This is a genomic window from Pedobacter sp. MR22-3, assembly GCF_026240075.1.
In the GTDB taxonomy this organism is placed as follows: Bacteria; Bacteroidota; Bacteroidia; order Sphingobacteriales; family Sphingobacteriaceae; genus Pedobacter.
Genome location: NZ_JAPIVF010000010.1, coordinates 1 through 14,961, shown reverse-complemented (window position 1 = coordinate 14,961; position 14,961 = coordinate 1). Strand labels below are relative to the sequence as shown.

Annotated in this window: 18 protein-coding genes; 13 read left to right on the top strand and 5 right to left on the bottom strand. The window is 38.2% G+C overall.

Going from position 1 to position 14,961, the window contains the following annotated elements:
* Positions 1–72: 72 nt before the first annotated feature.
* The 4 genes from OQ267_RS21430 to OQ267_RS21415 all read left to right on the top strand — a co-directional run bounded on the left by OQ267_RS21430 (position 73) and on the right by OQ267_RS21415 (position 1,787).
* Positions 73–492, top strand: a complete 420-nt coding sequence (locus tag OQ267_RS21430) for a YkvA family protein (RefSeq protein WP_265838006.1) — start codon at positions 73–75, stop codon at positions 490–492.
* Positions 473–796: a DUF2752 domain-containing protein gene (locus OQ267_RS22515; RefSeq protein WP_265838004.1), complete on the top strand. Its 324-nt coding sequence runs from the start codon at positions 473–475 to the stop codon at positions 794–796. Before OQ267_RS21430 ends, OQ267_RS22515 begins: the two co-directional genes overlap by 20 nt.
* Before the next feature lie 5 nt (positions 797–801).
* Positions 802–1,275 (top strand): CCC motif membrane protein, encoded by a 474-nt coding sequence (locus tag OQ267_RS21420; protein ID WP_216359274.1) that lies wholly within the window; start codon positions 802–804, stop codon positions 1,273–1,275.
* 101 nt (positions 1,276–1,376) lie between these two features.
* Positions 1,377–1,787 (top strand): BrxA/BrxB family bacilliredoxin, encoded by a 411-nt coding sequence (locus tag OQ267_RS21415; protein WP_088303054.1) that lies wholly within the window; start codon positions 1,377–1,379, stop codon positions 1,785–1,787.
* Between the two features lie 507 nt (positions 1,788–2,294).
* Here OQ267_RS21415 and cdaA read toward each other — a convergent pair.
* Together cdaA and folP are read right to left on the bottom strand one after the other, a co-directional pair.
* Entirely contained in the window at positions 2,295–3,086 is a 792-nt protein-coding gene (cdaA, locus tag OQ267_RS21410; RefSeq protein ID WP_029286464.1) for a diadenylate cyclase CdaA, read from the bottom strand.
* Positions 3,087–3,148: 62 nt separating this feature from the next.
* The gene (folP, locus tag OQ267_RS21405; RefSeq protein ID WP_265838003.1) at positions 3,149–4,003 is read right to left on the bottom strand and encodes a dihydropteroate synthase; all 855 of its coding nucleotides are present in this window, start codon (positions 4,001–4,003) and stop codon (positions 3,149–3,151) included.
* A gap of 100 nt (positions 4,004–4,103) precedes the next feature.
* Here folP and OQ267_RS21400 point away from each other — a divergent pair, with 100 nt between their 5' ends.
* Genes OQ267_RS21400 through OQ267_RS21380 form a run of 5 tightly spaced genes read left to right on the top strand, consistent with a single transcriptional unit; the run spans position 4,104 to position 7,888 of the window.
* Positions 4,104–4,646: a DUF1599 domain-containing protein gene (locus OQ267_RS21400; RefSeq protein ID WP_265820127.1), complete on the top strand. Its 543-nt coding sequence runs from the start codon at positions 4,104–4,106 to the stop codon at positions 4,644–4,646.
* A gap of 60 nt (positions 4,647–4,706) precedes the next feature.
* On the top strand, positions 4,707–5,861 hold the full coding sequence (locus OQ267_RS21395; protein ID WP_265838002.1) for a BT_3928 family protein: 1,155 nt from the start codon (positions 4,707–4,709) through the stop codon (positions 5,859–5,861).
* Complete coding sequence (locus tag OQ267_RS21390) at positions 5,858–6,913, top strand: ABC transporter permease (RefSeq protein WP_265820096.1); 1,056 nt, start codon at positions 5,858–5,860, stop codon at positions 6,911–6,913. Before OQ267_RS21395 ends, OQ267_RS21390 begins: the two co-directional genes overlap by 4 nt.
* A gap of 2 nt (positions 6,914–6,915) precedes the next feature.
* Positions 6,916–7,362 (top strand): DinB family protein, encoded by a 447-nt coding sequence (locus tag OQ267_RS21385; RefSeq protein ID WP_265838000.1) that lies wholly within the window; start codon positions 6,916–6,918, stop codon positions 7,360–7,362.
* Positions 7,363–7,384: 22 nt separating this feature from the next.
* Positions 7,385–7,888: a shikimate kinase gene (locus OQ267_RS21380; RefSeq protein ID WP_088303059.1), complete on the top strand. Its 504-nt coding sequence runs from the start codon at positions 7,385–7,387 to the stop codon at positions 7,886–7,888.
* Here the strand turns inward: OQ267_RS21380 and crtD are convergent.
* Both crtD and OQ267_RS21370 read right to left on the bottom strand, forming a co-directional pair.
* A complete protein-coding gene (gene crtD / locus OQ267_RS21375; RefSeq protein ID WP_265837997.1) occupies positions 7,885–9,357 on the bottom strand; it encodes a 1-hydroxycarotenoid 3,4-desaturase CrtD in 1,473 nt (490 codons plus the stop codon). The two genes, OQ267_RS21380 and crtD, sit on opposite strands and share 4 nt — an antisense overlap.
* 4 nt (positions 9,358–9,361) lie before the next feature.
* Positions 9,362–11,065 (bottom strand): M28 family peptidase, encoded by a 1,704-nt coding sequence (locus OQ267_RS21370; protein WP_265837995.1) that lies wholly within the window; start codon positions 11,063–11,065, stop codon positions 9,362–9,364.
* A 229-nt stretch (positions 11,066–11,294) separates the two neighbouring features.
* On the opposite strand from OQ267_RS21370, the gene OQ267_RS22510 reads away from it, so the two are divergent.
* From OQ267_RS22510 to OQ267_RS21355, 3 genes are all read left to right on the top strand, one after another.
* Entirely contained in the window at positions 11,295–11,405 is a 111-nt protein-coding gene (locus OQ267_RS22510; RefSeq protein ID WP_088303062.1) for a phenylalanyl-tRNA synthetase subunit alpha, read from the top strand.
* Positions 11,406–11,563: 158 nt separating this feature from the next.
* Positions 11,564–12,976 carry a 23S rRNA (uracil(1939)-C(5))-methyltransferase RlmD gene (gene rlmD / locus OQ267_RS21360; protein WP_265820101.1) on the top strand — a complete coding sequence of 471 codons (1,413 nt, stop codon included), beginning with the start codon at positions 11,564–11,566 and terminating at the stop codon, positions 12,974–12,976.
* Between the two features lie 82 nt (positions 12,977–13,058).
* The gene (locus OQ267_RS21355; protein WP_265837993.1) at positions 13,059–13,472 is read left to right on the top strand and encodes a hypothetical protein; all 414 of its coding nucleotides are present in this window, start codon (positions 13,059–13,061) and stop codon (positions 13,470–13,472) included.
* Positions 13,473–13,595: 123 nt separating this feature from the next.
* On the opposite strand, the gene OQ267_RS21350 is transcribed toward OQ267_RS21355, so the two are convergent.
* A complete protein-coding gene (locus OQ267_RS21350) occupies positions 13,596–14,300 on the bottom strand; it encodes a head GIN domain-containing protein (protein ID WP_265837991.1) in 705 nt (234 codons plus the stop codon).
* A 127-nt stretch (positions 14,301–14,427) separates the two neighbouring features.
* On the opposite strand from OQ267_RS21350, the gene OQ267_RS21345 reads away from it, so the two are divergent.
* Positions 14,428–14,934, top strand: a complete 507-nt coding sequence (locus OQ267_RS21345) for a phosphoribosyltransferase family protein (RefSeq protein ID WP_088303066.1) — start codon at positions 14,428–14,430, stop codon at positions 14,932–14,934.
* Positions 14,935–14,961: the final 27 nt, after the last annotated feature.

Here is a 14,961-nt window from a genome sequence, read left to right as displayed (position 1 = left end):
TCGTTTTATCAAATACGCGGAAGATAATTATGATACTTTTGGCCGTTAATTTGTGAAGCATCTGTTATGAAGATGAACAGACAAAAAATATTGGATTTTTTCAGGAAATCTGAAAACAGGGCAACTTTAATCCTGAAAGATAAATCCAAGGCCAATACCACTATTAAAGATGCATTGGGGAAAGCTGTAACCAATAAAGGACAGCTGGATGGCGTTTGGGAAAAAATGGTATTGCTGTTCGCTGTGTCAAAAGATTATGTTAACGGGAATTATACCGAAATCCCTAAACGATCAATTGTAGCCATTTTAGGTGGATTGGTGTACTTTTTATCGCCAATAGACGTGGTGCCGGATTTTGTTCCTGTACTGGGTTTTATAGATGATATTTTTATATTAAACCTGGTTTATAAGCAGGTAGTCAAAGATCTTGAAAATTATAAAGTCTGGAAAGATGCTCAAATTGAATATATAGATGATTCAACCGAAACATAGTTTTTTAGACTGGCTGAATCATCATCTTTTCGCTTGTCCGTTTAAATCTCATTTTGGGTTTGATTGTCCCGGATGTGGTTTCCAGCGATCAGTTATTGCTTTGCTTAAAGGAAATTTAGCTGAATCCTTCAAATTTTATCCAGCTGCGATACCACTTATTTTATTAATTCTTTTTACCCTGCTTCATCTTAAAATAGATTTTAAAAGCGGTGCACAAATTATCAAAATCGCTTTTGCAGGTATTGCAATAATTATTTTTATCAATTACATTTATAAAATATACACTCATCAACTTATCAGCTAAAACGCATGTCAGAAGAGCAGGAAAAACCTCAGGAAAACCAACCCATTAATTTGGGTAAAAATGAAATACCACAACCAAACCCTGTAAATACCGGGTTTACAACACCTCCGCCATTTCAGCAACCTCCACCATTTGGTCAGTTTGGCGGTGGAATGGGCATGGGGCAGCAAAATCTTCCAAATGCTACTGCTGCATTGGTGTTGGGCATAATTGCCATTCCAGCCTGTTGCTTCTATGGTATTTTTGGTTTGATTTTTGGTATTATTGCCTGGATTTTAGGCGCGGGTGATGTTAAAAAATATCAGTTAAATCCAACTTTATATACCGAATCATCTTATAAAAATGCGAAAGCAGGTAAAATCTGCGGAATGATTGCCACTATATTAAGTGTATTATTTATCGCAATTGTAATTCTGGTTATTGTAGGTGCGATTGCAAATCCTTCTGCTTACGATAGTTTTTTCAAAGGAATTCATTAAGAGCTTACTAATTTTACCTTAAAAATATAAATCGGATGACACAAGCCATCCGATTTTGTTATTTTTGTATTGTCCAAATTGTAAATAAAAAACTCACGATAATGTATCCAGAATATTTAGTAGAACCAATGCGTAAGGAATTAACCAACGTTGGTTTTGAAGAATTAAAAAATGCAGCAGATGTAGACCAGGCAATAAAAGGTGAAGGAACTGTATTGGTGGTTGTAAATTCTGTATGTGGTTGCGCGGCAGCTAATGCCCGTCCGGCAGCTAGAGCAGCAGCAGCACATGAAAAACACCCTAATAAATTGGTAACTGTTTTTGCAGGTATGGAAAAAGAAGCTGTAGATCAGGCAAGAAATTATATGATGCCTTTCCCTCCATCATCACCAGCTATGGCCCTTTTTAAAGATGGCAAATTGGTACATATGATTGAGCGTCATCAAATTGAAGGCAGACCAGCGCAAATGATTGCTGATAACCTGATTGGTGCTTTTGAGCAGTACTGCTAATAATTGATTGCACAGATTTTTGGATTACACCGATAGGTGATTCTTAAAATTATATTGAAAAGGTGAATGGAAACATTTGCCTTTTTGCGGTTGTGGTGTTGATAAACTAACTGTTTTATTTTGCCACGGACGCACTGAAACATGGAGGTTTAATGCCAGATATACAAGGGGCGTCATTTCGAACGTAGTGGAGAAATCTTTTAAATTTTATTTCAAATAACTTGGTACAAAGATCTCTCCATTTCGCGTTGCTCTGGTCGAGATGACGACCATTCTATTGGAGTCTGTTATTAGTAGCGAAGTCGAAGGATCTTCATTGTAGCGTGTTTGTTCCGTTGATTGAAAGTTTAGTTTTTCATAGGTCAGAGATTATTCATAATATATTTAAGATTTAAAAAGTATTCATGCTTGCGACGCAGTTCTTCACTGTATCCGATATCTATCGGATCAGAATGACAGAGAAGCAAAAATCTGTGTAATCAACTTAAATCCTCTAATCTGTGTTTACTAAAAATCTTTATTGAGCAATTTCTCCAGTTCTCCGAACGAAACGTTCATTCTTACTCTGCCTTGTTTGGCATATGAAATTTCTCCGGTTTCTTCAGAAATGATTACCGCAACGGCATCAGTTGTTTCGGAAACACCGATACCGGCACGATGTCTTAATCCAAACTGCGAAGGCAATTGGTCGTTATCTGTTAGGGGTAAAATACAACTGGCACTTTTAATTTTATTTTCTGAAATCACTACAGCACCATCATGCAAAGGACTGTTTTTTTGAAATATACTTTCTAGTAATCTTTTGGATATTTTGGCATCCACCACTTCGCAGCTGTTTGCAAAAAACTGCTCGTCATAGAACTTTACAAAAACAATTAAAGCACCCGTTCTGGTCTTTTTCATCGTTTTACAAGCATCAATAATCGGCTTGATGCGGGTCAGGTTATTTCTTTCAATTTCCTTTCGCCCAAACAAATAACCCCACCAGGCCTTGTTCTTCTGCAGGAATGCATTTTTTCCAATCAGTAACAAAAACCGCCTGATCTCGGGATGGAAGATAACGATTAAAGCAATGATGCCCACGCTCATGAATTTCTCGATGATAGTGGTTAGTAACTCCATATGCAAACCTTTCACTACCCAGTAAAAAACAGTGATAATGAACATTCCCACGAGCAGATTTACAGCAAGTGTATTCCGAATCAGGGTATAAACATAATAGATTAAGAGTGCTACCAGCACAATATCTACCACATCGGTTACAGATACTTTAAGAAAATCGAAATCAAATCCTTTCATTAGTGGCAAGATAGCAAAACCGTTTTCAGTTTACAATTTTCAATTGATTTGACAATGTTATTTTAACCATTTAATCTGGCAATGAGTTCTATACATTCCATGGCCTCCTTCACATCATGAACACGCAGGATGCCAGCGCCTTTTTGTAAGGCAATCGTATTTAAAACAGTGGTTCCGTTTAGGGCTTCGGCAGCAGTGGTTTGAAGTGCTTTATAAATCATACCTTTCCGGGAGAAACCAACCAGTACCGGAAGCTTAAATATTTTGAAAGCATCCAGGTTTTGAAGCAATTCATAATTATGTTCGATGGTTTTACCAAAGCCAAACCCGGGATCAATAATGACATCGTGGATATGAAGTGCCTTTAATGCTGCGATCTTTTGAGCCATATGATCAATTACATCCAGGGCTACATTTTGATATGTTGGGTTTTGATGCATGTTTTGAGGCGTACCTTGCATGTGCATCATAATATAAGGCACTTGGAGCCTGGCCACCGTTTTGAACATGTGTTGATCTAAATCTCCGGCAGATATATCATTAATAATCTGTGCGCCTGAATGGATGGTTTCTTCGGCCACTTTTGCCCTAAAGGTATCAACCGAAATCACTACCTCCGGAAATTCTTTCACCAAACTTTCTATCACAGGAATCAAACGATCTGATTCTTCGGTTTCAGGGATATCAATGGCACCCGGTCTGGACGAGTATCCGCCAATATCGATGAAGGTTGCACCCTCTTTTAAAAAGGCTTCAGTTTTTGTAAGCGCATCATCAACAGATTTTGTTCGGCTGCTGCTGTAAAAAGAATCGGGCGTAACATTTAAAATAGCCATTACTTTTGGCGAGCTTAAATCCACTAACTTTCCCTTAATATTGATGCTTTGCTTAGGTTCGAAAATTTTTTTTTCTGACATGATAAGCCCTTCCGGGATTTGAGTTTCGCTATAAAAATGTATCTTTAGCTTTTGTTTTTCGCAACAAAAATACACTAAAACTTAATAAATACTGGCTTTGATACAAACAAATACCGCTGTAGAATTTGATGAAGTAATTGCAGTTTGCAGATCATTGTTTTTGAAAAAAACGAAAGATTATGGTACTGCCTGGCGTATCCTCAGGCCAAGTTCCATTACCGATCAGATTTTTATTAAGGCGCAGCGCATTCGTACGCTTGAAGAAAAAAAAGTAAGTAAGGTTGGTGAGGGAATTGTTCCGGAATATATCGGCATCATTAACTATTGTGTAATCGCCATGATGCAGCTTGAATTGAGTGAAAGCAATCCGCTCGAAATGCCATTTCAACAGGTTGAAAGTTTGTTTGAGGAAAAAATTACGGAAACAAGAGATTTAATGCTGGCTAAAAATCATGATTATGGCGAAGCCTGGCGCGACATGAGAGTGAGCTCATTAACCGATTTGATTTTAATGAAAATTTTCAGAGTCAAGCAAATTGAGGATAACGATGGGGAGACATTAGCTTCAGAAGGGGTGAAAGCCAACTACCAGGACATGCTCAATTATTCAGTTTTTGCATTGATTAAACTGGGGGTTAAATAAAGTATTGATGAGCGCCATTATTTGTAAATTAAACATTTCATTGAAAATAAATAAATACGAATGAGAAATATATTGTTGAACTTTTCCCGTTTTTTTGTTGGCGCATTATTTATTTTCTCAGGATTAATCAAAGCAAATGATCCGCTGGGTTTTGGTTATAAACTTCAGGAGTATTTTGAAGTTTTCCATATGGATTTCCTTATTCCGGTGGCTACTGGTATGGCCATCCTGCTTTGTACACTTGAAATTGTATTGGGCGCATTGCTGATTTTGGGTTTCTGGAGTAAAAAGGTAGCCTGGGGTTTATTATTGTTAATTATATTTTTTACGCTGCTTACATTCGTTTCGGCAGCATTTAAAGTGGTAACCAGTTGCGGCTGTTTTGGTGATGCCATTCCGCTTACACCTTGGCAGTCATTTGGTAAAGATTTAATTCTACTGGTGCTGATCATCATTATTTTCATCAGCAGGGATGCCATTCAGCCATTATTTAAAAAAGCGTCCAGCCAGCGGAATATGGCTGTTCTGGTAACATTGCTGTCTTTAGGCTTTGGCTTATATACCTACAATGTGCTTCCCGTAATTGATTTTCTGCCTTACAAAGTAGGCGCACATATTCCCTCGCTGATGGTTATTCCTCCGGGTGAAAAACCTGATGAATTTGAGATCATGTATCACCTCAAAAATAAGCAGACAAAAGAAGAGAAGGACATGAGTGATAAGGATTACCTTAAAACTGAAATCTGGAAAGACAACAACTGGGAAATTATAGGTGAGCCGGTAAAGCGTCTGGTTAAAAAAGGCTATGAACCGAAGATTAAAGATCTGGTTATCAGTGATGCCTCGGGTACAGATTATACGAAAGAAATTATTGAAAATCCTTACTACAGTTTGATTTTTGTTGCTTACGATTTGAAAAATACCAATGAAAATGCGATTGGGAAACTGAATGCCATTGCCATGAATGCCACACAGCAATTTAATATCCGTACGGTTCTGCTCACATCCAATGCAGCCCAGGAGGCAGAAGCTTTTGTGAAAAAGAATAACCTGTTTTCGGAAGTGTTTTATGCCGATGCAGTGCCTTTAAAAAGCATGGTACGAGCTAATCCGGGTGTTTTATTATTGAAAAATGGTGTGGTGATTAATAAATGGCATTTTCATAATGTACCTACCTTTGATCAGCTAAGCAGAAAATATTTTGATAAGCAATGATTGGATACGCCATAAAAAAAATACTTTATGGTTTACTGGTGATGGCCGGCGTAGTGCTGGTTGTTTTTGTGCTTTTTAATATTCTACCCGGTGATCCGGCCAGGATGACGATGGGACAACGGGCCGATATACAATCCTTAGAAGCTGTTCGTAAAGAATTTGGACTGGATAAATCAAAGCCAGTACAGTTTCTATTGTATATTAATGATCTCTCACCTGTAAGTGTGCTAGATAATGATAGTGCCAATAAGGCAAAGTATCATTTTGTAAAATTGATCAGCTTTGATCAAAAAGCATTGGCCTTAAAGTGGCCCTATCTGCGAAGTTCTTATCAAACTAAAAGAGATGTGACCGCAATTTTGTCTGAGACGGTGCCCAATACCTTCATACTTGCATTAACAGCGATGATATTTGCCACTGCAATAGGCGTTTTCTTAGGTGTGCTGTCAGCTGTTTATAAAGATTCGTGGATAGACAAGTCTGCAAATGCCTTTGCCATCCTCGGAATTTCTGCACCTTCGTTCTTTGCGGGGATTATCATCGCCTGGATTTTTGGCTTCATGCTAAGTGATTATACCGGATTGAAAATGAGTGGGAGTTTATATTCTTATGATCCGTTTAATGGTGAAATTTTAACCCTAAAAAATTTGTGGTTACCGATGATTACTTTAGGCCTAAGGCCATTGGCGATCATTGTTCAGTTAACCAGAAGTGCCATGCTTGATGTTCTGGCGCAGGATTATATCCGCACGGCGAGAGCCAAAGGATTAAGTAGAAATGCCATCATTTATAAACATGCCTTAAAAAATGCGATGAATCCGGTAATCACGGCTATTTCTGGGTGGTTCGCCTCCCTGCTGGCAGGTTCTTTTTTTGTAGAATATATTTTTGGTTATAATGGACTGGGCAGAACTACTGTTACTGCGTTAGAAATGTCAGATTTCCCTGTAGTCATGGGCTCCATATTATTTATTGCTTTTGTATTTGTGGTGATTAATATTTTGGTCGACATTCTTTATGCCTATGTTGATCCAAGGGTAAAACTAAGCTAGACATGACTGAAAAAGAAATTATCGATTATACCAAAGTTGCTGATCAATATATCATAGCGATTTTTAATCAGTCAACAGTGGCACAGCCCGAAGCAGCGCGATTGTTCAGCCATGTACTTAATGCACAGCATATCTGGGGAAAACGGATGTTGGGCCTCAGGCCGCTTTACGGGGTTTGGGAACTCCATTCGCAGGAGGATTTTAATAAAATCTCCGAAGAAAATTTTAAACTCATTTACCTGGCATTGAGTGAAACCACTTCAGATCAGGTTACTTATTATCATAATTCCAAAGGCATACGTTATGAAAACCGGGTAGATGAAATTCTATTGCATTTATCTAATCATTCTACTTATCATCGCGGACAGGTGGTCACCTTATTGAAGAAAGCCGGTTTTGAACCACCAGTAACTGATTACATCATATTAAAACGAGACCAATTATTGTAGGTCTATTGAAAGCGTAATATAAATGAAGATTTTTCTTATCGGGTATATGGGTTGTGGTAAAAGCACAAAAGCGAAACAGCTGGCGCAACGTTTAGGCTGTCCGGTTATTGATCTGGATACCGAAATTGTAAAAAAATCAGGAAAAACGATTGCTGAATTTTTTGCTGAATTTGGCGAAAGTGGCTTCAGGGATTATGAAAGCGACATGCTTAAAACATTTCCATATCCTGAAACCTGTGTGGTGGCAACAGGAGGAGGATTGCCATGCTTTTTTGACAATATGGATTGGATGAATGAAAATGGCACAACCGTTTATCTTCAGATGGAGCCGGCACAATTGGTCTCCCGGCTTCAAAACAGGCAAAAAAGACCTTTAATTAAGGATTTGGATGATGAACAACTGTTGGCATTCATTCAGCTGAAATTAGCAGAGCGGAATCCTTTTTATACCCAGGCCAAAATGATTATAAATGCTTTTGACCTGGATGCGGAAATCTTAGAAAGCGCCATAGTTGGCAAACTTTAGCCCGGAAGATTATCATCAATAATTTTAGCTGAAAGCAAGGCAAGGGGGATGCCGCCACCCGGATGCACACTGCCGCCGCAAAAGTAAAGTCCTTTAATTTTTGAACTGAAATTCGGGTGCCTTAAGAAGGCTGCGAACTGGCTGTTTGAACTGTTTCCATAAAGTGAACCCTGGTAAGACCCTGTTTTACTTTCAATGCTCCTGGGATCTAAAATCTGTTCACTGATAATGTCCTTCTCGATATTTCTGTTTAAAACCCGGCTGATTTTTTTAATAATATTCACCCTGGCAGCCTGAATCATAGAATCCCAGTTTTGTCCATTATTTGATGGAACATTAATCATCACAAACCAGTTTTCACTGTCGTTTGGCGATTCCCCCCTCAGGTGTTTTGCACTGATATTGATGTAAACAGTAGGATCATCACTGATGGATTTATCTTTCCAGATTACATTAAACTCTGCTTGGTAATCTTTGGCAAAAAAGATATTGTGTAAACCCAGGTCACTATAGTTTCCATCCATGCCCCAGTAAAAAATCAAGGCAGAACTACTGCGCTCCTGATTGAGTAATTTTTTAGGCGGATCAATATTTTTAAGTAAATTTTTATAGGTAAACCAAATGTCGAGATTAGAAACTACCACCGCTGCTTTATAAGTTTTATCGTAAACCTTTATGCCCAGTACTTCAGGCTTTGCACCATCAGAGTAAAGAATTTCTTCAGCTTTCTGGTTATAATGGAATTTTATACCCAGTTCTTCTGCCAGTTTTACCAATGCCGTCACAATGCCATACATGCCGTTTTTAGGTAGAAAGGCCCCAAAATGATATTCAAAATGAGGGATAACATTTAAGGTGGCAGGTGCCTGGTAGGGGTCTGAGCCATTATATGTCGCATATCGGTTAAACAATTGTGCAATCCTTTCATCTTTGAAAAAGTGTTTATTGGCTTTGTTTTGTGTTCTGAAAGCATCAATCTGAAAAAACCTGAAAACCGATTTTAGCGTATCCCAATGCAGATAGCTTTTTATTTTGTGAAGGGTACGTTCTAAAAAAACCTGGTGTGTTACCTCGTAAATGGTTGCGCTTTTTTTAAGAAATCTGTTCACCTCTTCTGCTGTAGAATTGGTTTTAGCTTCTATTTCCTGCGCAAATAAATTAATGTCTGACTTTGCGTTCAACCTCAACCCATCTTCGTAGAAATAACGGCAAACTTCTTTCAGTTTAATGTAATCAAAATAATCTTTCGGATTTTTGCCTGCAAGCGTAAAAAGTTCATCAACATATTGTGGCATGGTGAACAGGCTCGGGCCGGTATCAAATCTAAAACCATTCATCCTGATTTCACCTAATTTACCTCCCGGTTTGGCGTTGGCTTCAAAAACATCAACTTGATAGCCCTTTATGGCCAGGCGGATGGCGGAAGCAATTCCTGCAATTCCTGCTCCGATAACGATTGCTTTAGGCATGATGTTATTTTAATGCTGTTATATAAATAAGGGTTTGTTTCTCCATCTCCATACTTGCCACTTTAATGGCTGAACCTACTTTCGTAGTCTCCTTTTTTACCGGCAAGTTTTGAATAGTGGCTAAGGCATCTGTGTACCATTTGCTCCAGACCTCCATAATATGTTTCTCTTCAACTGCTGATTTTCCTTCTCCAATTGCTTTTTTACTCAGCTCAAATTCAGTTTTTAAACGGGCCAGTCCATCGGTTTTTATTTGATTAATAACAGCATTCGCGGCATTTTCATCAGCAGAGATGAGACCATAGGCTGCCGTTAATGCACTAACGCCTACATTTTTCATTTCAATGGGTGAAACCTTGTCCATTCTGTCATTGTCGGTATGGTAAAATACATCTGTAAAATGCCACATCAGTAATCCCGGGATTTTGTTTTGTAAAAATGGGGTATGGTCACTGCCACCTTCAAAAGGATTATAGTTAACCGTCCAGTTTGCGAATTTGCCCTGGGCCTTACAAATATCAAAAACGAAATCATTAAAATAATGTGGAAAAAGGTCTTTTTCCTTTACATCTCCGGCACCCCATTCAGTATGTTTGTCATTTCCCCTCGTCCAAATGGCAGAAGGATCAGGCATTTTTTCAATCAGAAATGAACCTCCTGTTTTTTTGGTATCCTCACCAACCATATCCAGGCTCATTCCCCATAAAATGTCCCTTGCCCTAACAGTATCTTCGGTAATGTATCTTTTTGTAGATACAATCTCATCACCCCATAAAAAAGTAAGTGTGCGTTGTGGTGCTATCTTCTTGGCCTGATACAATTCTGCAGTAAGCCTGGCCATTTCAGCCAGGGTTCCAACACCACTGGCATTATCGTTTGCACCCGGCTCCTGAACATGTGCGCTAAAAACAAAACGTTCATCAGGATTTACACTACCCTTTACATTGGCTACAATGGTTAGTTCTTCAGCAGGATAAATTTTAGTTTGAATATTGACTTTTAATTTTGTGATACCTTTCAGGCAAGCTGCCTTCAGCCTTTCTTTGGCAGCATAAGATAGGAGTAAAGTCCAGACTTCGCTTTTGGGCTTCATGCTGCTAAACTGAATGGAGGTTTGGTTAATTTCCGGCTGCGTGTATTTGGGCATCGAATAGCCTAACACACCAATCGCCCCAGCCTTAGTGGCAAGTGGTAATAATCTTGAAGGATGATTTTCTGAAAAAATGATCTTCCCTTTTAAATCCAGTTTTTCCATATCGGCAGGCTTGATGTCAGCTAAATAAAGCACCTCCGCCATTACACCTTCTGCCGCTGTAGAAACACAATTAATGGGAATCATATTACGGTTGGTTTGGTAGGAAATTAAAGGAGTTGAATCGCCGATCAGATCAATGTTCGCTTGAACAGGCTCCCAGGTATTGTGCGTCATGGAACGCTTTTCAATGCGATAGGTTAAAGGAGCCTCCTGTTCATTTTGTTTCTGCTCAACAAAGCCGGCTTTTTTTAAAATGTTTTCTACATAATGGATGCTGGCATTGAATCCTGTATTGCCAGGTACCCTGAAATATTTTTCCACAAAGGCAGTGGTTTTATAAGCATTATCTTCCTTAAATCCGGTTCGCGTTAATTTAAAGTATTCATCAGCCGGAGTTTGTGCATAACTGTTTATTGTTGTAAACAATAGGAAAAAAAGGATTTTTATCTTCATTGTGCCATTTAAAAACGAAAGATACTAAGAATATTCTTTCCTGATCAGCACAAGGTTTATCATGTGAAATGAATCTGTATGTTAAGATCGGTCAGTGGCAGTTTTAAATCCTTCCATGAAATAATATTGATGGGTAAATTTAAAGTAATGTTAATGTATATTTAACTTATACCGTTATGGTTTTCGGTATGAATTTTGTATAATTGTGTGAATAGAGAGGTTTTTTATCATGAGCAAAGAAATATTAGAGTTTTCTGTATTGGTTGATGAAAAATTTGACCTGAATTTTAACTGGTTAGATGGCTTTTGGGGCGTTGCATTTAAATTTTTCGGAAAATAATTTTTCATTACTGCATTTTTTCTGATACTGATTTTTTTATCAGGTTATTTCTTATTGCCTGAATTTTTCAAGTTCCTTTCCTCACTTTTATCTTTCAGCTTTGGTCTTACAGCTTTCTACTTTAGTCTTTCAGCTTTTAGCCTTATATTTGCCGGATAATGAGTAGAAGAAAACCTGGTACGGTAACCATCATTCCAAACGTACAAATTATAGATATTGCTGAAGAAGGAAAAGGCGTTGGCAAAGCTGATGAATTGGTCATTTTTGTAGACAAAGCCGTTCCAGGTGATGTTGTAGATGTTCGCTTAACAAAAAAGAAAAAGAATTTTGCTGAAGCCATTATTGAACAATTGCATGAAAAATCGACATTGCGAACGGATCCCTTCTGTCCTCATTTTGGAACTTGTGGTGGCTGTAAATGGCAACACATGGGTTATGATGCTCAGTTAAAATTTAAGCAAAAAAATGTAGAGGCTGCATTGCAACGGCTTGGTAAAATAGACACTTCTCAAGCTGAGCCTATTTTAGGATCGGTCAAAAACAGATACTACCGTAATAAATTAGAATTCACATTTTCAAATAAACGTTGGCTGGACCGCACTGATATTGACCGGGATGAAGATTTTGATATGAATGCCTTGGGTTTTCATGTTCCATTGCGTTTTGACAAAATATTGGATATTGAACATTGTTACCTGCAGGATGAACCTTCCAATTCTATCAGAAATGCTGTTCGGAAGTATGCCTTAGAGCATCAGTTATCATTCTATGATTTGCGCAATCATGAAGGCGTATTGCGTAACCTGATTATCCGTACATCATCAACAGGTGAGGTAATGGTTGCTGTTGTTTTTGCCTATCCGGAGCAGGACCAGGTAGGCGGCTTAATGGATTTTCTGAAAACAAGTTTTCCGCAGATCACTTCATTATTATACATTGTTAACCAGAAGAAAAACGATACCATATTTGACCAGGACGTTCATCTGTTTGCTGGGCGTGATCATATTTTTGAAGAAATGGATGGCATTCGTTTTAAAATAGGGGTGAAGTCTTTTTACCAAACCAATTCTGATCAGGCTTTTGAATTGTATAAAATCACCAGGGATTTTGCCGGATTTAAAGGTGATGAACTGGTGTATGATTTATATACAGGTGCCGGAACCATTGCCAATTTTGTGGCTAAAAATGTAAAGCAGGTAATTGGGGTTGAGTATGTGCCAACTGCTATTGAAGATGCTAAGTTTAATTCGGCATTAAATGGCATTGATAACACCATTTTTTACGCCGGAGATATGAAAGACATTTTAACTTCTGAGTTTATTGCCATTCATGGTAAGCCAGATGTCGTAATTACTGATCCGCCAAGGGCAGGCATGCATGCTGATGTGGTACAAAGACTACTGGAAATGGAATCAGCAAAAATTGTCTATGTAAGCTGTAATGCAGCCACACAAGCCAGAGATCTGGAGTTGTTAAAGGATAAGTATGATGTGGCACGTATTAAGCCGGTAGACATGTTTCCACACACACAACACGTGGAAAATGTGGTTTTGTTAAAATTAAAAGGATAGCATTAGAGAATGATTGAATGCCGAAGGGATGAATTACTTATCGACATTCATTCTATTACTCATTCAAAATACAAGATTAGGAATGGATAGAGAAGAATTATTAAACGCCACACCGGAGGATAGCGGAGCACCACAGAGAAAGCAGGAAAGTCCGTTGGTAAGCTTAGAGAAAGATCTGGCTTTTTATGCTGATGCAATTAAAGAAGTAGGTATCGAAATTATGGTGGAAGGTATTTCTGCCCATCCTATTTTTATTGCCCACCAGCACCAGGTGAGTATTGGTGAAATGATCTTAAATAAAGAAGAATTAAATACAGATTGGTCTATTCAGGCTTCTACTTTAGAAGAGTTTGTTGAAAAAGGAATCATCACTAAAGAAAAGAAAGAGCCCTTTTTAAAGGTTTATAAAAGACCTGAAGATTATATGTGTGTGTTTGTGATTGTACCTGAAGGCGCAAACTTTGTTTATTATCCCTACAATAAAGCTAAAAAGTAAATTATAGAATTAGTCTGCCAAATACATTCCCGTTATTGGAATAGTTAGCTCAACGTTAGCCAAAAGAATAAGCCGCTTTGCATCCACAAAGCGGCGAATTTATCATTAACTAAACTAAAGTTCTTAATTAACATGATGAACATCTCCGCTTTTTGAGCTGGAAGTTTTATTCAACGCTGCATTTCCTTTGAAGCTCACATCGCCGCCACCACTTGCAGCCGCTTCCAATCCCTTATTTACATAAATAGCAACATCAGCGCCTCCGGATGCCTGTACTTTTGCATAATCAGTGATCAATTCGAAAGCGTCAATATCGCTGCCGCCACTGGATTGAATGCTCATGTTTGTTGCTTTGCCTTTAAGGTTGATATCACTGCCGCCACTGGATTGAATGGTAAGGTCAGTACTGATCAAATTTAATTTTAAATCTGATCCGCCAGATGCCCTGATGGCCAGGCTGTTTGTTTTAATTGGATTCTGTGTAAATACATCCGATCCGCCGGAAGCAGCAATTTCGTTTAATGTTTTATAGCTTACATAAGCCTTGATTACACGGTTTTTGAACATGCCGCTCCAGCTGATGCCGTCTTTAAACTTGATGGTAATTTTATCTCCACGCTGCTCCACAATAATGTCTTCCAGGGTTTTACCATCGGATTTAATCACTACACTTTCGGTATTTCCCTGAGTGAGGTATAAATCAATTCCACTGCTTACGCCAATACTGTTATAATTTTTAACCGGGAAGTTTTTACTTTCCTGCGCCACGGCTACAGTAGCAGAAAATGCAAAAAATAAGATGGTAGATACTCTGATCAGGTTTTTCATAAATTTGTTTTTGGTTAGTCATTAGACGCACATAGAATAAAAACGTTGCAGACTGAAGAAATTATTTTTGAAATAGTTTGAATATCATCCTTAAAATTGTTCTTTTTGTATTCAATCCTTTTATAAAATGACATCACAAATCCTCATACTAAATAAGAAACAGATTCAGCAGAAGATCGATCGAATCGCTTATCAGATTCTGGAAGATAACTTAAATGAGAAAGAGGTGGTGCTTGCAGGTATTTGGGACCGTGGCTACAAATTAGCTGTTCGTTTGGAAAAGGTGCTGAAAAAGATTTCGGGTTTTAAGCTAACCCTTTTGCGCATCGATCTTCAGAAAGAAAGCAGTAAACTTATTGCCACTACCGATCTGGATGAAAGTCAATGGAAAAATAAGGTCATTATCATTGTGGATGATGTGCTAAACAGTGGAAAAACCCTGGCATACGGATTAGGTGTTTTCTTAAATACGCCGCATAAAAAAATTCGTACTGTTGTTCTGGTTGATCGAAGCCACAAGATTTTTCCTGTTGCAACTGATTTCGTTGGTTTAGAACTGGCTACCGTGTTAAAAGAGCATGTGGATGTAATTATGGATGTAGACGGTGAGGAAGACCGTGTTTATTTGAGTTAGTATCATGTAGTAAGTAATGAAGCTAAC

Excerpts from the sequence above, each read along its gene's own strand:
- OQ267_RS21430 (WP_265838006.1), top strand. The coding sequence starts at position 73 with ATGAACAGACAAAAAATATTGGATTTTTTCAGGAAATCTGAAAACAGG.
- OQ267_RS22515 (WP_265838004.1), top strand. The coding sequence starts at position 473 with ATGATTCAACCGAAACATAGTTTTTTAGACTGGCTGAATCATCATCTT.
- OQ267_RS21420 (WP_216359274.1), top strand. The coding sequence starts at position 802 with ATGTCAGAAGAGCAGGAAAAACCTCAGGAAAACCAACCCATTAATTTG.
- OQ267_RS21415 (WP_088303054.1), top strand. The coding sequence starts at position 1,377 with ATGTATCCAGAATATTTAGTAGAACCAATGCGTAAGGAATTAACCAAC.
- cdaA (WP_029286464.1), bottom strand. The coding sequence starts at position 3,086 with ATGAAAGGATTTGATTTCGATTTTCTTAAAGTATCTGTAACCGATGTG.
- folP (WP_265838003.1), bottom strand. The coding sequence starts at position 4,003 with ATGTCAGAAAAAAAAATTTTCGAACCTAAGCAAAGCATCAATATTAAG.
- OQ267_RS21395 (WP_265838002.1), top strand. The coding sequence starts at position 4,707 with ATGAGAAATATATTGTTGAACTTTTCCCGTTTTTTTGTTGGCGCATTA.
- OQ267_RS21390 (WP_265820096.1), top strand. The coding sequence starts at position 5,858 with ATGATTGGATACGCCATAAAAAAAATACTTTATGGTTTACTGGTGATG.
- OQ267_RS21385 (WP_265838000.1), top strand. The coding sequence starts at position 6,916 with ATGACTGAAAAAGAAATTATCGATTATACCAAAGTTGCTGATCAATAT.
- OQ267_RS21380 (WP_088303059.1), top strand. The coding sequence starts at position 7,385 with ATGAAGATTTTTCTTATCGGGTATATGGGTTGTGGTAAAAGCACAAAA.
- crtD (WP_265837997.1), bottom strand. The coding sequence starts at position 9,357 with ATGCCTAAAGCAATCGTTATCGGAGCAGGAATTGCAGGAATTGCTTCC.
- OQ267_RS21370 (WP_265837995.1), bottom strand. The coding sequence starts at position 11,065 with ATGAAGATAAAAATCCTTTTTTTCCTATTGTTTACAACAATAAACAGT.
- OQ267_RS22510 (WP_088303062.1), top strand. The coding sequence starts at position 11,295 with ATGAGCAAAGAAATATTAGAGTTTTCTGTATTGGTTGATGAAAAATTT.
- rlmD (WP_265820101.1), top strand. The coding sequence starts at position 11,564 with ATGAGTAGAAGAAAACCTGGTACGGTAACCATCATTCCAAACGTACAA.
- OQ267_RS21355 (WP_265837993.1), top strand. The coding sequence starts at position 13,059 with ATGGATAGAGAAGAATTATTAAACGCCACACCGGAGGATAGCGGAGCA.
- OQ267_RS21350 (WP_265837991.1), bottom strand. The coding sequence starts at position 14,300 with ATGAAAAACCTGATCAGAGTATCTACCATCTTATTTTTTGCATTTTCT.
- OQ267_RS21345 (WP_088303066.1), top strand. The coding sequence starts at position 14,428 with ATGACATCACAAATCCTCATACTAAATAAGAAACAGATTCAGCAGAAG.